Source organism: Pseudomonas brassicae (genome assembly GCF_010671725.1).
Taxonomy (GTDB): Bacteria; Pseudomonadota; Gammaproteobacteria; order Pseudomonadales; family Pseudomonadaceae; genus Aquipseudomonas; species Aquipseudomonas brassicae.
The window spans coordinates 1-14,934 of the sequence record NZ_JAAHBU010000145.1 but is presented as its reverse complement, the minus strand read 5'-3'; the positions used below and the strand labels follow the sequence as shown (position 1 = coordinate 14,934).

At 62.5% G+C, this 14,934-nt stretch carries 14 protein-coding genes and 4 pseudogenes; 1 reads left to right on the top strand and 17 read right to left on the bottom strand.

Going from position 1 to position 14,934, the window contains the following annotated elements; all coding sequences use genetic code 11:
• The 14 genes and pseudogenes from G3436_RS11730 to trmJ form a co-directional block, all read right to left on the bottom strand.
• Positions 1–638: pseudogene (locus G3436_RS11730) on the bottom strand (helix-turn-helix domain-containing protein); the annotation flags it as partial.
• Entirely contained in the window at positions 638–1,396 is a 759-nt protein-coding gene (gene pilW / locus G3436_RS11725; RefSeq protein ID WP_163945010.1) for a type IV pilus biogenesis/stability protein PilW, read from the bottom strand. The gene pilW and the pseudogene G3436_RS11730, both read right to left, overlap by 1 nt.
• 7 nt (positions 1,397–1,403) lie before the next feature.
• Positions 1,404–2,552: a dual-specificity RNA methyltransferase RlmN gene (gene rlmN / locus G3436_RS11720; protein WP_163945008.1), complete on the bottom strand. Its 1,149-nt coding sequence runs from the start codon at positions 2,550–2,552 to the stop codon at positions 1,404–1,406.
• Positions 2,553–2,580: 28 nt separating this feature from the next.
• Entirely contained in the window at positions 2,581–3,006 is a 426-nt protein-coding gene (gene ndk, locus G3436_RS11715; protein WP_043864469.1) for a nucleoside-diphosphate kinase, read from the bottom strand.
• Positions 3,007–3,097: 91 nt separating this feature from the next.
• Positions 3,098–3,298, bottom strand: coding sequence for a Fe-S cluster assembly protein IscX (gene iscX / locus G3436_RS11710; RefSeq protein WP_163945005.1), 201 nt, complete (start codon positions 3,296–3,298; stop codon positions 3,098–3,100).
• 14 nt (positions 3,299–3,312) lie between these two features.
• Positions 3,313–3,654 (bottom strand): ISC system 2Fe-2S type ferredoxin, encoded by a 342-nt coding sequence (gene fdx, locus G3436_RS11705; protein ID WP_163945003.1) that lies wholly within the window; start codon positions 3,652–3,654, stop codon positions 3,313–3,315.
• A gap of 3 nt (positions 3,655–3,657) precedes the next feature.
• A pseudogene (gene hscA / locus G3436_RS11700) lies at positions 3,658–5,519 on the bottom strand (Fe-S protein assembly chaperone HscA).
• Positions 5,520–5,560: 41 nt separating this feature from the next.
• The gene (gene hscB / locus G3436_RS11695) at positions 5,561–6,082 is read right to left on the bottom strand and encodes a co-chaperone HscB (RefSeq protein WP_163945000.1); all 522 of its coding nucleotides are present in this window, start codon (positions 6,080–6,082) and stop codon (positions 5,561–5,563) included.
• 8 nt (positions 6,083–6,090) lie between these two features.
• Positions 6,091–6,414, bottom strand: coding sequence for an iron-sulfur cluster assembly protein IscA (gene iscA, locus G3436_RS11690; protein ID WP_163944997.1), 324 nt, complete (start codon positions 6,412–6,414; stop codon positions 6,091–6,093).
• 28 nt (positions 6,415–6,442) lie between these two features.
• Positions 6,443–6,829, bottom strand: a complete 387-nt coding sequence (iscU, locus tag G3436_RS11685; RefSeq protein ID WP_002552476.1) for a Fe-S cluster assembly scaffold IscU — start codon at positions 6,827–6,829, stop codon at positions 6,443–6,445.
• Between the two features lie 46 nt (positions 6,830–6,875).
• A complete protein-coding gene (locus tag G3436_RS11680; protein WP_163944994.1) occupies positions 6,876–8,090 on the bottom strand; it encodes an IscS subfamily cysteine desulfurase in 1,215 nt (404 codons plus the stop codon).
• Positions 8,091–8,133: 43 nt separating this feature from the next.
• Entirely contained in the window at positions 8,134–8,625 is a 492-nt protein-coding gene (gene iscR, locus G3436_RS11675) for a Fe-S cluster assembly transcriptional regulator IscR (RefSeq protein WP_163944991.1), read from the bottom strand.
• A 154-nt stretch (positions 8,626–8,779) separates the two neighbouring features.
• Positions 8,780–9,561: pseudogene (gene cysE, locus G3436_RS11670) on the bottom strand (serine O-acetyltransferase).
• Positions 9,562–10,335 (bottom strand): tRNA (cytosine(32)/uridine(32)-2'-O)-methyltransferase TrmJ, encoded by a 774-nt coding sequence (gene trmJ / locus G3436_RS11665; protein ID WP_163944989.1) that lies wholly within the window; start codon positions 10,333–10,335, stop codon positions 9,562–9,564.
• A gap of 146 nt (positions 10,336–10,481) precedes the next feature.
• On the opposite strand from trmJ, the pseudogene suhB reads away from it, so the two are divergent.
• A pseudogene (suhB, locus tag G3436_RS11660) lies at positions 10,482–11,299 on the top strand (type III secretion system regulator SuhB).
• Between the two features lie 124 nt (positions 11,300–11,423).
• On the opposite strand, the gene G3436_RS11655 reads toward suhB, so the two are convergent.
• The 3 genes from G3436_RS11655 to secD form a co-directional block, all read right to left on the bottom strand.
• Positions 11,424–11,972: a glycine zipper 2TM domain-containing protein gene (locus tag G3436_RS11655; protein ID WP_163944987.1), complete on the bottom strand. Its 549-nt coding sequence runs from the start codon at positions 11,970–11,972 to the stop codon at positions 11,424–11,426.
• Between the two features lie 119 nt (positions 11,973–12,091).
• Positions 12,092–13,003: a protein translocase subunit SecF gene (gene secF / locus G3436_RS11650; protein WP_163944985.1), complete on the bottom strand. Its 912-nt coding sequence runs from the start codon at positions 13,001–13,003 to the stop codon at positions 12,092–12,094.
• Between the two features lie 9 nt (positions 13,004–13,012).
• Positions 13,013–14,881: a protein translocase subunit SecD gene (secD, locus tag G3436_RS11645; protein ID WP_163945015.1), complete on the bottom strand. Its 1,869-nt coding sequence runs from the start codon at positions 14,879–14,881 to the stop codon at positions 13,013–13,015.
• Positions 14,882–14,934 lie beyond the last annotated feature (53 nt).

Below are 14,934 nucleotides of genomic sequence, written 5' to 3'. Positions count from 1 at the left end.
CAGGTGCGGCTGGCGCCGGGGCAGCGGCCGCAGGCGTTTTCAGCAGCCGGGGCTGCATCGGTGGCGCCCGGCTGGCCCTGCTCGAGCGCCAGTGGCGTGGCCTGCTGGCCTTCGGCAACGGCCTGGTCTTCCGGCTCGTCCAGCGGATGAATCTGGGTGGTGCCGTCGGCGCTTTCGACTTCGACGTGCTCCATGGCCAGGTTCGCGAGGTCCTTGCCGCGCAGGCTGCTCTGGTCTTGCCACCAGAAGAAGCCGCCACCGATCACCACGATAAGCAGCAACAGGCTGACGATGCGCAGGATGTTGTGCGACAGGCGCACCGGCTCCTCGATACGCCCCAGCGCGTGCACGTCACTGCCCTGGGCATTGCTGCCGGTGGCCTGGTCGAAGGCCAGTACCAGTTCGGCCTGGTCCATCTCGAACAGCTTGGCGTAGGCGCGGATGTAGCCGCGGGCAAAGGTGTGCCCCGGCAGCTTGTCGAACGCACCGCTTTCAAGGTTGTTCAGGGAACTCACGGTCAGGTTGAGCTTGCGGGCCACTTCGGCCTGCGACAAACCCTTGCTTTCACGGGCCTGACGCAAGGTCTCACCGGGATTCTGGCGAGTCGCTGCTGCTACTTCGGGATGCGCCGCTTTCATCATTGCTCCGACAGGTATTGCTGATATTCCGGCGTACCGGGATAAAGTCGTTGTAATTGCACGCCCAGATCGGCGGCCTTGTCAGGTTCTTCGAACACACTCGCCAGGCGTGACCCCAGCAACAGGCTGCGGGGGTTCGGATCGCCCAGCTGGCTGAAACGATCGTAGTAGTCGCGCGCCGGCACATAATGCCTGTCTTCGTAAGACAACTCAGCCATTTCGAGCAACGCACGCGGTTGCTGCTGGTTGAGCCGTAACGCCTTGTGCAGGTGTTCACGCGCCTGCTCGCGCTGACCCAGCTTCAAGGCGGTCAGGCCAAGGTTTTCAAAAACCCGGGAGCGTTCAGGATACAGGGTATCGGCCGCCGCTTGGCGAAACATCTGCTGTGCCTGGGCATAGCGCCCCTGTGCATACAGGAAACTGCCGAAATTGTTGCGGATGCGCGCGTCGTCCGGGCGCGCGGCCAGGGCCTTGGCAAAGTGCAGCTCGGCCAGCGCCGGTTCGCCCTCACGCTGAAACACCAGGGCCAGCGCGGCCTGCGCGGCCGGGTCGCGGGCGTCCAGTTCAAGTGCCTTTTTCAAGGGCACCTTGGCGCGCTCGGTCAAACCTTGTTGCAAATACCCCAGGCCCAATTGCACATAGGCCTGGCGAGCTTCTTCGCGCCCCTTGCCGCTGCTGAGCGGGTTGGAACTGCCGCTGCTGACGCAGCCGGCAAGCAGCGTCAGCACGAGGGTTGGCAGCGCGGCGCGCAGGCCCATGCCGGCCTCAGTTGCCCGCCGCGCCGTTGTGCGGCATATCGGTGTCGGCATTGAGTTGCCGTACGGCGATATAACGCTCACTGCGGCGCGTGCGGTCCATGACCTGGCCCACCAACTGACCACAGGCGGCGTCGATGTCCTCACCACGGGTGGTGCGTACGGTGACGTTGTAGCCGGCCTGGTGCAGGTGGTCCTGGAAACGGCGGATCGCGTTGTTGCTCGGACGCTCGTAACCGGAGTGCGGGAACGGGTTGAACGGGATCAGGTTGATCTTGCACGGGATGTTCTTGAGCAGCTCGACCATCTCGACCGCGTGCTCGAGCTTGTCGTTGACGTCCTTGAGCAGGGTGTACTCGATGGTGAGCACGCGCTTCTCGCCGAGTTCGGCCATGTAGCGCATGCACGACTCGAGCAGCACCTTGAGCGGGTACTTCTTGTTGATCGGTACCAGCTCGTTGCGCAGGGCGTCGTTGGGTGCGTGCAGCGACAGGGCCAGGGACACGTCGATGTGCTTGGCCAGTTGGTCGATCATCGGCACCACGCCGGAGGTGGACAGGGTCACCCGGCGCTTGGAGATACCGTAGCCGAGGTCGTCCATCATCAGGTGCATGGCGGCGACCACGTTATCGAAGTTCAGCAGCGGCTCACCCATGCCCATCATCACCACGTTGGTGATGGCGCGGTCGATGGTGGCGGGAATGCTACCGAACGACTTGTTGGCAATCCACACCTGGCCGATCACTTCGGCGGCGGTGAGGTTGCTGTTGAATCCTTGCTTGCCGGTGGAGCAGAAACTGCAGTCCAGGGCGCAACCGGCCTGGGACGAGACACACAGCGTGCCACGCTTGCCCTGGGGGATATACACGGTCTCGACACAGCTGCCGGACGCCACGCGCACCACCCACTTGCGGGTGCCGTCGGTGGAAATGTCCTCGCTGACCACTTCGGGGCCGCGAATCTCGGCAACAGCCTTGAGCTTTTCGCGCAAGGCCTTGCCGACATTCGTCATGGCGTCGAAATCATCGACACCAAAGTGGTGAATCCATTTCATTACCTGGCCGGCACGGAAACGTTTCTCCCCGATGGACTCGAAGAATTTTTCCATTTCCGGCTGGGTCAGGCCCAACAGGTTAGTTTTACCAGTCGATGTCGTCATGGATTCACCCTCACTCGTAAGCTGTCGCTTAGCGAGCGGTTACCTCGGTAGCTGCGAAGAAGTACGAGATTTCGCGAGCAGCAGCGGCTTCGGAGTCCGAACCGTGAACGGCGTTGGCGTCGATCGACTCGGCGAAGTCGGCACGGATGGTACCGGCAGCGGCTTCTTTAGGGTTGGTAGCGCCCATCAGCTCACGGTTCAGAGCAATGGCGTTTTCGCCTTCCAGCACCTGCACAACAACCGGGCCGGAGATCATGAAGGCAACCAGGTCACCGAAGAAGCCGCGCTCTTTGTGCTCGGCGTAGAAGCCTTCGGCTTCGGCTTTGGACAGTTGCTTGAGTTTCGAGGCAACGACGCGCAGGCCGGCTTTTTCGAAACGGGTGGTGATCTCGCCGATCACGTTTTTAGCAACGGCGTCAGGCTTGATGATGGAGAAAGTACGTTGAACAGCCATGGTGTAACTCCAGAAACAGTAAGTGAAGCGAAAAATTAAACCCGCGAATTATACGCGGGTTCCGGGGGATTGCCTAACCTGCCGAAAACGCTCAGTCGGCTTCTTCGATCCAGGCGGCTTGAATGGCCTCGAGAACCTTTTCACCGCCGCGGGCTGGATCATCGCCAAATTCCGGCAAGGCCAGCACCCACTTGTGCAGATCGACGAAATTCACGTAACGAGGATCGACTTCCGGCTTGCTTTCGGCAAGCTGAATTGCAATTTCAAGTACATCAACCCATTTCAGGCTCATGTCAGCTCCATCGGTCAGTGCGGCGCTTCGGCGGCGTGGTTGAGCGAGTATTTCGGAATCTCGATGGTCACGTCTTCTTCGCCGACAACCACCTGGCAGGCCAGGCGCGACTGACGCTCCAGGCCCCAGGCCTTGTCGAGCATGTCCTCTTCCAGTTCGTCGGCTTCTTCCAGCGAGTCGAAGCCTTCACGCACGATGCAATGGCAGGTGGTGCAGGCACACACGCCACCGCACGCGCTTTCCATCTCGATATGGTGCTCGTGGGCCAACTCCAGGATGTTGGTACCCGGCGCCACCTCCACCACCAGCCCCTCGGGGCAGAATGTCTCGTGGGGCAGAAAAATCACCTGCGGCATCAGTTATTCCTCGATCTCATTCAGGTTGCGCCCGGCCAAAGCGGCTTTTACCGTCGAATCAAGGCGACGGGCGGCAAAGGCATCGGTCACTTGCGACAGACGCTTGGTCTGCTGCTCGATGGCGGCGCCATCGGTACCGCTCATCAAATCACGCAAGTCTTGCATCTGTTGTTCGATCGCCAGGCGCTCTTCGGCGTCCAGCAGGCGTTCGCCATCGGCCTCCAGCGCACCCTGCACCGCTTCGAGCAGGCGTTCGGCGTCGACCTGATGCTCGCGCAACTGGCGCGCCACCTTGTCGTGGCTGGCGTGCTCGAACGAATCCTTGAGCATGCGGGTAATCTCGCCGTCGGTCAGGCCGTAGGACGGTTTGACCTGGATGCTCGACTCGACGCCCGAGCCCAGCTCGCGAGCCGACACGCTGAGCAAGCCGTCGGCGTCTACCTGGAAGGTGACGCGGATCTTCGCGGCACCCGCCACCATCGCCGGGATGCCGCGCAATTCGAAACGGGCCAGCGAGCGGCAATCGCTGATCAGCTCGCGCTCGCCCTGCAGCACGTGGATCATCATGGCCGACTGGCCGTCTTTATACGTGGTGAACTCCTGGGCGCGGGCGACCGGGATGGTGGTGTTGCGCGGAATCACCTTCTCCATCAGCCCGCCCATGGTCTCCAGCCCCAGCGACAGCGGGATCACGTCGAGCAGCAGCAGTTCGCCGCCGTCACGCTTGTTGCCGGCCAGCGTATCGGCCTGGATCGCGGCGCCAATGGCCACCACCTGATCGGGGTCGATCTCGGTCAGCGGGGTACGCCCAAACAGCGCCCCGACCGCCTCGCGCACGCGTGGCACGCGGGTGGAACCACCCACCATGACCACCGCTTCGACGTCTTCCAGCTCGATGCCGCTGTCGCGCACCGCGCGGCGGCAGGCCTTGAGGCTGCGCGCCACCATCGGTTCGATCAGCGCATCAAAACCGGCGCGGCTCAGCTCGCCCTGCCAGGCGCCATGGCGCACAGACACGACGTCGCTGTCGGTCAACGCTTCCTTGGCTGCACAGGCGGCTTGCAGCAACTGACGCTGGGTGCCCGGGTCAAGGTCGGCAGACAGACCTGCCTGCTCGATGATCCAGCCGGCGATGGCATGGTCGAAGTCATCGCCACCCAGGGCGCTGTCGCCACCGGTAGCCATCACTTCGAACACACCGCCGGTCAGGCGCAGGATCGAAATGTCGAAGGTACCGCCGCCCAGGTCGTAGATGGCGACCACGCCTTCGGCGTTCTGGTCCAGGCCGTAGGCCACGGCCGCAGCCGTCGGCTCGTTGAGCAGGCGCAGCACGTTCAGGCCGGCCAGGCGCGCAGCGTCCTTGGTGGCCTGACGCTGAGCGTCGTCGAAATACGCCGCACGGTGATCACCGCGCCGACCAGTTCGCCGCCCAGGGTGGCTTCGGCGCGCTGGCGCAGCACCTTGAGGATGTCGGCCGACACTTCAACCGGGCTCTTGGGCCCCTGCACGGTGTCGATGAACGGCATGTGCGACTCGCCACCGACAAAGTGGTACGGCAACTGCTCACCCAGTTGCTTGACGTCAGCCAGGCCACGCCCCATCAGGCGCTTGACCGACAGCACGGTATTGAGCGGGTCGCTGGCAGCGGCGTCGCGGGCGCTGTGGCCCACATCGATATGGTCGGCGTGGTAACGCACCGCGGACGGCAGGATGACGCGACCTTCGGCATCGGGCAACGGTTCGGAAATGCCACTGCGCAGTGCAGCGACCAGCGAATTGGTGGTGCCAAGGTCAATGCCCACGGCCAGGCGGCGCTGATGGGGCTGAGGCGTCTGACCGGGTTCGGCGATCTGCAGTAGGGCCATGCTTATCTGATACCAGGGGTGACGCCAACGGCGTCACCGGGTTAATCGTCGAGGCGCTCTTCCAGCTGGCGCACTTCATAGGCGAGCTTGTCGAGGAACTGCATGCGGCGCATCAGGCGCTCGGCCTGTTCGCGCTGCGCAGCAGCATCCCAGCAGGCGGCGAAGTCCTCGTTGAGTGCTTCCTGGGCCACCTTCAGGCGGCGCTTGAAGGCGGCCACGCCGTCCAGATCGGCACTGTCCTGCAAGTCTTCGAGCTCTTCGCGCCATTGCATCTGCTGGAAGAGGAACTCGGGATCGTGGACAGTGACTTCCTGCGGCACTTCGTGACCACCGATCGCCAACAGGTAACGCGCCCGCTTGGGCGCGCTCCTGAGGGTCTGGTAGGCATCGTTGAGGCCGGCCGAGCGCTCCAGCGCCAGGCGCTGCTCACGCGCGGAAGCATCCGCAAAGCGATCCGGATGGACCTCGCGGGCCAGTTCGCGATAACGCACGGCCAACGCATCGAGGTCCAGGCGGAAGCCAGGTTGCAAGTCAAACAGGGCGAAATGACAAGGAGTACCCACGCGCAGCCTCAGACGTTGAAGCTTTCGCCGCAGCCACACTCACCGCGCACGTTGGGATTGTTGAACTTGAAGCCTTCGTTCAACCCTTCCTTGACGAAATCGAGCTCGGTCCCGTCCAGGTACACCAGGCTCTTGGGGTCGATGATCACCTTGACGCCGTGACTTTCGAACACCTGGTCTTCCGTGTCGGGTGCATCGACGAACTCCAGCACATAGGCCAGGCCCGAGCAGCCGGTGGTGCGAACGCCCAGGCGAATGCCGTCACCCTTGCCGCGTCCGTCGAGGGAGCGCCGCACATGGTTGGCGGCGGCTTCTGTCATGCTGATAGCCATCGAGACTCCTTACCTGCAACAGGCGAACTTAGAGCAAACCTTTCTTCTGCTTGTAATCGCGCACGGCCGCCTTGATGGCGTCCTCGGCGAGTACCGAGCAGTGGATTTTCACCGGCGGCAACGCCAGTTCTTCGGCCAGCTGGGTGTTCTTGATGGTTTCGGCTTCGTCCAGGGTCTTGCCCTTCATCCACTCGGTGGCGAGGGAGCTGGAAGCGATGGCCGAACCACAGCCATAGGTCTTGAACTTGGCGTCTTCGATGACGCCCTGCTCGTTGACCTTGATCTGCAGGCGCATCACGTCACCACACGCCGGGGCGCCGACCATGCCGGTACCGACATCCGGGTCTTCGGCATTCATCTTGCCGACGTTGCGTGGGTTTTCGTAGTGGTCGATGACCTTTTCACTGTAAGCCATGGTGCTATTCCTTCCTCATCAGAGAGCCGCTCTTGCCGGCGGCTACTTAGTGCGCAGCCCATTCGATCTTGGAGATATCGACGCCGTCTTTGAACATATCCCACAGCGGCGACAATTCGCGCAGCTTGGTCACTGCCTCGCAGACTTTCTGCGCGGCGTAGTCGATTTCTTCTTCGGTGCTGAAACGGCCGAAGGTGAAGCGGATCGAGCTGTGCGCCAGTTCGTCGTTGCGGCCCAGGGCACGCAGTACGTAGGACGGCTCGAGGGATGCCGAGGTGCACGCCGAACCCGAAGACACTGCCAGGTCCTTGAGGGCCATGATCAGCGACTCGCCTTCAACGTAGTTGAAGCTCAGGTTCAGGTTGTGCGGGATACGCGCGGTCATGCTGCCGTTGATGTACAGCTCTTCAAGGCTCTCGACCTGCTTGTAGAAGCGGTCGCTCAGGGCCTTGATGCGCACGTTCTCGCTGGCCATCAGTTCTTTGGCGATGGCGAACGCTTCGCCCATGCCGACGATCTGGTGGGTGGCCAGGGTGCCCGAACGCATGCCGCGCTCGTGACCGCCGCCGTGCATGGTGGCTTCCAGACGTACGCGCGGCTTGCGGCTGACGTACAGCGCGCCGATCCCCTTGGGGCCGTAGGTCTTGTGCGCCGAGAACGACATCAGGTCGACCTTGAGCTTCTGCAGGTCGATCTCCACCTTGCCGGTGGACTGCGCGGCATCGACGTGGAACATCACACCGCGCGAGCGGGTCAGTTCACCGATGGCGGCGATGTCGTTGATGGTGCCGATTTCGTTGTTCACATGCATGATCGACACCAGGATGGTGTCGTCACGCAGGGCTGCCTCGACCATGGCCGGGGTGATCAGGCCATCGGCGCCTGGCTCGATGTAGGTGACTTCAAAGCCTTCACGCTCCAGTTGGCGCGTGCTGTCCAGGACCGCCTTGTGCTCGATCTTGGACGTGATCAGGTGCTTGCCCTTGGTGCTGTAGAAGTGCGCGACGCCCTTGATTGCCAGGTTGTCGGACTCGGTGGCACCACTGGTCCAGACAATTTCCCGCGGGTCGGCGTTGACCAGGTCGGCGACCTGGCGGCGAGCGTTCTCGACCGCTTCTTCGGCTTTCCAGCCAAAGACGTGGGAGCGCGAAGCCGGGTTACCGAAGTTCCCGTCGACCAGCAGGCAATCGCTCATCTTCTGGGCGACACGCGGGTCGACCGGAGTGGTCGCGGAGTAATCGAGGTAAATCGGCAACTTCATTGAAAATCTCCTATCAGGCGGGCTCACCGCGCTGTCGAAACGGTCATTCGACGGCGGATGTCTCAATCTTGTCCAGATGCGGTATCCGGCCCGCGATTCGACGCAGGTCCTGACGCTGGGCGACTTCTTGTACCTCACGGCGAGTCACAAGGTCAGCCAGGCTGATACCACTCAGAAATTCGTGAATCTGCTGGCTGAGGTCACACCACAAGTGGTGGGTCAGGCAGGTATCGCCGGCATGGCAATCACCCAATCCTTGGCAGCGCGTAGCGTCGACCGATTCGTTGACCGCGTCGATCACCTGAACCACCTGGATGCTTTCCATCACACGCGCCAGCTGGTAGCCGCCGCCTGGACCGCGCACGCTGGAAACCAGACTGCTGCGACGCAGCTTGGCAAACAGCTGCTCCAGATAGGAAAGAGAGATGCCTTGGCGCTCAGAGATGTCGGCCAGGGACACCGGCCCGTTTTGCGCGTGCAACGCCAGGTCAAGCATGGCAGTCACGGCGTATCGGCCTTTTGTAGTCAGTCGCATGGCTATTTGGTACCACGGGAGTTACGGGATGTGTGCGAGTATGCGATTCCCGAGCATTTAAGTCAACTATAAGACCTAGCGCTTTAGTCGGGATTGCGCCTGAGAGGCGGCGCAGAGTGTAGCAAACTCGGGCGTGCCTGCACACGCCCTTCTGTCAATGCGTCGACGCGTCGCTACGGGCGTCGGCCTTCACCTCGGCGAAGTCTTCGTCACGCAGGGCCGGCAGTTCCTTGGCGCAGTAGTCGCTGCCCAGGTTCTTGAGTGCACCGCACATGTCCTCCAGGCGCCCGTCGACCGCCTGCAGGTGGTCGAGCAACTGGCCGATGGCGCGGGCCACCGGGTCGGGCATGTCTTCGCTGACGCCGTAGGCATCGAAGCCGATCTTTTCGGCCATGGCCTTGCGCCGCGCTTCCTGCTCGGCATCGGACTTGACGATGATGCGCCCCGGGATGCCCACCGCCGTGGCCCCTGCCGGCACCGCCTTGGTGACCACCGCGTTGGAGCCGATCTTGGCCCCTGCGCCCACCGTGAACGGGCCCAGCACCTTGGCCCCGGCCCCCACCACCACGCCGTCTTCCAGGGTGGGGTGACGCTTGCCCTTGTTCCAGCTGGTGCCGCCCAGGGTCACACCCTGGTACAGGGTCACGTCGTCACCGATCTCGGCGGTTTCGCCAATCACGATGCCCATGCCGTGGTCGATGAAGAAACGCCGACCCACCTTGCGCCGGGATGGATCTCGATACCGGTCATCCAGCGACCGAAGTTCGACACCAGCCGGGCCAGCCACTTCCAGTCGCGCACCCACAGTGCGTGCGCCGCGCGGTGCAGCCAGATCGCATGCATGCCTGGGTAGCAGGTCAGCACTTCAAAGGCATTGCGCGCCGCCGGGTCACGGTGGAAAACGCTTTGGATATCTTCACGCAGACGCTCGAACATTTACTGATCCTTCCGCTTGTGCGCATCGCCCCGGGCCGTTTTCTGGGTTTCGGTGAGGATGCCGCGCAAAATACTGATTTCCGATCGACTTACCGAGCTGCGCCCGTACAGGCGGCGCAAACGCGGCATCAGGTGCTTGGGCTTGGTCGGGTCGAGAAAGCCGATGTCCACCAGGGTGGATTCCAGGTGCTGGTAGAACAGCTCCATCTCATCCATGGTCGCCAGCTCTGCACTGCGCACCGAGGCCACTTCGACCTTCTCGACCTTCAACGCCTGCCCTTCGGCTGCCAGCCAGGCCATGCGCACTTCGTACGCCAGCACCTGGACCGCCGCCGCCAGATTCAGCGAACTGAAATCCGGGTTGGACGGGATATGCACGTGATAGTGACATCGCTGCAGCTCCTCGTTGGTCAGGCCGGCGTATTCACGGCCGAACACCAACGCCACCTCGGCGCCTTCAGCCGCCTGCTCCACGGCCTTGGCGCCGCATTCGCGCGGGTCGAGCATCGGCCACGGGATACGCCGGTCACGGGCACTGGTGCCCACTACCAGGGTGCAACCGACCAGTGCGTCTTCGAGGGTGGCCACCACCTGCGCGCCGGCCAGCACATCGTCGGCACCGGAGGCGCGGGCGCTGGCATCGTGGGAAGGGAAATCCTGCGGGTCGACCAGCACCAGGCGCGACAGCCCCATGTTCTTCATGGCGCGCGCAGCTCCACCGATATTGCCGGGGTGGCTGGTATTGACCAGGACAACACGAATATTTGGCAGCACGGGCACGGGCTCACAGACACGGAAAGAGGGGAGCAAATCTTACAGAAGCGACCGACTTTACGCTATGAAAGCAAATGTCGCCCTTCTTCGCGCAAAGTTTTCTGCTAGAATGTTCGGCTTTCTTTAACGACCCAGGTGAAACGTCCATGCAGCCCATGCTGAATATCGCGCTGCGCGCGCCCGCAGCGCCAGTGAACTGATTTTCCGCTCCATCGAGCGCCTGGATACCATCAAGGTAGATGAGAAAGACGCCAAGGATTACGTCTCCGAAGTCGACCGCGCGGCAGAAAAAGTCATCATCGACGCCCTGCGCAAGGCGTACCCGAACCATTCCATCTACGGCGAAGAAACCGGCCTGCACGCAGGCAGCGGCGAAGACGGCAAGGACTATCTGTGGATCATCGACCCACTCGATGGCACCACCAACTTCCTGCGCGGCGTACCGCACTTTGCCGTGAGCATCGCGTGCAAATACCGCGGCCGCCTGGAACACGCGGTCGTACTGGACCCGGTCCGCCAGGAAGAATTCACCGCCAGCCGTGGCCGTGGCGCCCAGCTCAACGGTCGCCGCCTGCGCGTCAGCGGCCGCACCAGCCTGGACGGCGCCCTGCTGGGTACCGGCTTCCCGTTCCGTGACGAGCAGATGGACGGCCTGGACAACTACCTGGGCATGTTCCGCGCCCTGGTCGGCCAGACCGCCGGCATCCGCCGCGCTGGCGCTGCGAGCCTGGACCTGGCCTACGTGGCTGCCGGTCGCTATGACGCCTTCTGGGAGTCGGGCCTGAGCGAGTGGGACATGGCGGCAGGCGCACTACTGATCCAGGAAGCGGGCGGCCTGGTGAGCGACTTCACCGGCGGTCACGACTTCCTCGAGAAGGGCCACGTGGTTGCCGGCAACATCAAGTGCTTCAAGGCAGTACTGACGGCGATCCAGCCGCACCTGCCGGCTTCGCTGAAGCGCTGAGTTTCAGGCGGGCAAAAAAAGCACCCTTCGGGGTGCTTTTTTATTGGCTGACCACAAGGACAACCTTGATCCCTGTGGGAGCTGGCTTGCCAGCGAATGGGCTGCAAGGCAGCCCCAGCCATCATCACTGCCCAGGCTGCGCCTGCGTCAGCACCAGCTTGCCATTCTCGTCCAGCGGGATCTGCGAGCCTGGATCACGGTCCATGCGCACCTGCCCCACCTTGTCGCCAATCGAATACTTCACGTCATACCCCACCACCTTCTCGCTCAGGTCATTGACCGTGTTGCAGCGGGTTTGCGTGGTGGTGTAGGTGTCGCGGTTCTGCATGCCTTCCTGCACCTTGTTGCCGGCGTAACCACCACCGACCGCACCGGCCACCGTGGCGATCTTCTTGCCGTTGCCGCCACCAATCTGGTTACCCAGCAAGCCACCCGCCACCGCACCCAGCACGGTACCGGCAATCTGATGCTGGTCCTTGACCGGTGCCTGGCGCGTGACCGCGACATCCTTGCAGACTTCCCGTGGTGTCTTGATGGTTTGCTTGACCGGCTGCACACCGACCACCTGCGCGTATTCCGGCCCGCCCTTGACCAAGCTGTAGGTAGCAACAGCACCTCCGGCAGTTACACCGACAGCACCCAGTACCGCACCCACCAGCATCGACTTGTTCACGTGAACCTCCTGATTTACCAGCGGGTCCATGCCCGCGCTTGTCCCAGCTTGGAGCATGAAAAAAGGCGCGAGTTCAATACTCGCGCCTTCTTCAGGACCCGCGGGACAGCAATCAGGTGTTATGGACGCTCGTCCACACCCTCGGCCTTGACCGGTGGAATCAGGTCTTCGCTGTTCAGGTTCAGCCAGATCAGCACCACGTTGGCGATGTAGATCGACGAGTAGGTACCCGCCATTACACCGATGAACAGTGCCAGCGAGAAGCCCCACAGGTTATCGCCACCAAAGAACAGCAGCGCCGCGATCGCCAGCAAGGTCGACACCGAGGTGGCCACAGTACGCAGCAGGGTCTGGGTGGTCGAGACGTTGATGTTCTCGATCAGCGAGGCCTTGCGCATCACGCGGAAGTTCTCGCGCACCCGGTCGAACACCACGATGGTGTCGTTGAGCGAGTAGCCGATGATCGCCAGCACCGCCGCCAGCACCGTCAGGTCGAAGGTGATCTGGAAGAACGACAGGATACCCATGGTCACGACAACGTCGTGCACCAGCGACAGGATCGCGCCCACCGCGAACTTCCACTGAAAGCGGAAGGCCAGGTAGATCATGATGCCGCCCAGTGCCAGCAACATGCCCAGGCCGCCCTGGTCGCGCAGCTCTTCGCCCACCTGCGGGCCGACGAACTCGACGCGCTTGACCACCGCCGGGTTGTCGCTGCTGATCTTCTGCAGGGCCTCGGAGACCTTGTTGCCCAGCATCGGGTCATCGCCCGGCATGCGCACCAGCAGGTCGGTAGTGGCACCGAAGCTCTGCACCACGGCGTCGTGGAAGCCGGCGTTGACCAGTTCCTCGCGCACCTGGCCCAGGTTGGCCGGACGCTCGTAGGTCAGCTCGATGAGCGTACCGCCGGTGAAGTCCAGGCCGAAGTTGAGCCCTTTGTAGAACCAGCTGAACAGTGCCAGCACAGTCAGCAGCAGGGTGACGCCGAACGCGACGTTGCGCACACCCATGAAGTTAATGGTACGTAACATGGCAGCCCCTTATACCCACAACTTCTTGATGTCCCGCCCACCGCAGGTCAGGTTGACCATTGCGCGGGTGACCATGACGGCCGTGAACATCGAGGTGAAAATCCCGAGGGACATGGTAACCGCGAAGCCTTTGACCGGACCGGTCCCCATGGCGAACAGGATACCGCCCACCAGCAAGGTGGTCAGGTTGGCATCGACGATCGCCGTGTAGGCACGGTTGAAGCCTTCGTGGATGGCGCGTTGCACCGACATGCCATTGGCCAGCTCTTCGCGTATGCGCGAGAAGATCAGCACGTTGGCGTCGACCGCCATACCCATGGTCAACACGATACCGGCGATACCCGGCAGGGTCAGCGTAGCCCCCAGCAGCGACATCAGCGCCAGCAGCAACACCATGTTGCCCGCCAGGGCGACGGTAGCGATCACACCGAAGAAGCGGTAGATGGCGATGATGAACAGCGAGACGAACAGCATGCCCCACAGCGATGCATCGATACCCTTGGTGATGTTGTCGGCACCCAGGCTCGGGCCAATGGTACGTTCTTCAGCGAAGTACATCGGCGCGGCCAGACCACCGGCACGCAGCAGCAGGGCCAGCTCGGACGATTCGCCCTGGCCGTTCAGGCCGGTGATGCGGAACTGGCTGCCCAGTGGCGACTGGATGGTCGCCAGGCTGATGATGCGTTTCTCTTCGACGAAGGTCTGCACCGGCACGTCTTTCTCGACACCGTCGACCACTTGCTTGGTATAGCGGGTGATCGGACGCTGCTCGATGAAGATCACCGCCATGCTGCGACCGACGTTACTGCGCGTGGCGCGGCTCATCAGCTCGCCACCGTGGCCATCCAGGCGGATGTTCACTTGCGGACGACCTTGCTCGTCGAAGCTGGCCTGGGCGTCGGTCACCTGGTCACCGGTGATGATCAGGCCACGCTCGACCGCAGCGGCCGGACGACCGCCTTCACGGAACTCGAAGGACTCGGTGGTGGCCTTGGACGCACCCGGCTCTGCACCCAGACGGAACTCCAGGTTCGCGGTCTTGCCCAGGATACGCTTGGCTTCGGCGGTGTCCTGCACGCCTGGCAGCTCGACCACGATGCGGTTGGCACCCTGGCGCTGAACCAGTGGCTCGGCAACACCCAGCTCGTTGACGCGGTTACGTACCGTGGTCAAGTTCTGCTTGATCGAGTATTCACGGATTTCCGCGACCTTGGCCGGGGTAATCGCCAGACGCAGCACCGACAGGCCATTACGCTCGGTGGTGGTCAGCTCGAAATCGTTGAAATTCTTGCGGATCAGGCTGCGAGCCTGTTCGCGGGATTGGTCATCGGAGAAGCCCAGCTGAATGCCACCGTCCTGCTGAGGCAGGCTGCGGTAACGCACACGCTCTTTGCGCAGCAGGCTTTTGACTTCGCCTTCATACACTTTCAGACGTGCCGCCATGGCCTTGTCCATGTCCACTTCAAGCAGGAAGTGCACACCACCGGAAAGGTCCAGGCCCAGCTTCATGGGGCTTGCGCCCAGGTTGCGCAACCATTGCGGAGTGGTCGGTGCCAGGTTCAGTGCAACCACGTAGTCGTCGCCCAGTGCCTTGCGCACAACGTCCTTGGCTGGCAGTTGGTCTTCCTGCTTGGCCAGGCGCAGCAGTGCGCCCTTGCCTTTCTCACCCAGGCTTGCACCCTTGACGGTGATGCCGGCGTCGGTCAGTGCCTTGCTGGCACGGTCCAGGTCGGCCTGGCTGACCTGCAGCGCCGTGCTGGCACCGCTGACCTGAATTGCCGCATCGTCAGGGTAGAGGTTGGGAGCGGAATAAATAAAACCGATCGCCAGTACCACCAGGATCAGTGCGTATTTCCATAGAGGATATTTGTTCAGCATCACGCCGCCCGTTCAAGACGCGGGGCGCCTTGCGCGCCCCGTCGATTAAAAAA

Bases quoted from the DNA above. Each gene is read 5' to 3' on its own strand.
- iscX (WP_163945005.1), bottom strand. From the start codon at position 3,298: ATGAGCCTGAAATGGGTTGATGTACTTGAAATTGCAATTCAGCTTGCC.
- iscA (WP_163944997.1), bottom strand. From the start codon at position 6,414: ATGGCTATCAGCATGACAGAAGCCGCCGCCAACCATGTGCGGCGCTCC.
- G3436_RS11680 (WP_163944994.1), bottom strand. From the start codon at position 8,090: ATGAAGTTGCCGATTTACCTCGATTACTCCGCGACCACTCCGGTCGAC.
- rlmN (WP_163945008.1), bottom strand. From the start codon at position 2,552: ATGACGACATCGACTGGTAAAACTAACCTGTTGGGCCTGACCCAGCCG.
- iscR (WP_163944991.1), bottom strand. From the start codon at position 8,625: ATGCGACTGACTACAAAAGGCCGATACGCCGTGACTGCCATGCTTGAC.
- fdx (WP_163945003.1), bottom strand. From the start codon at position 3,654: ATGCCGCAGGTGATTTTTCTGCCCCACGAGACATTCTGCCCCGAGGGG.
- ndk (WP_043864469.1), bottom strand. From the start codon at position 3,006: ATGGCTGTTCAACGTACTTTCTCCATCATCAAGCCTGACGCCGTTGCT.
- secF (WP_163944985.1), bottom strand. From the start codon at position 13,003: ATGTTACGTACCATTAACTTCATGGGTGTGCGCAACGTCGCGTTCGGC.
- iscU (WP_002552476.1), bottom strand. From the start codon at position 6,829: ATGGCTTACAGTGAAAAGGTCATCGACCACTACGAAAACCCACGCAAC.
- pilW (WP_163945010.1), bottom strand. From the start codon at position 1,396: ATGGGCCTGCGCGCCGCGCTGCCAACCCTCGTGCTGACGCTGCTTGCC.
- secD (WP_163945015.1), bottom strand. From the start codon at position 14,881: ATGCTGAACAAATATCCTCTATGGAAATACGCACTGATCCTGGTGGTA.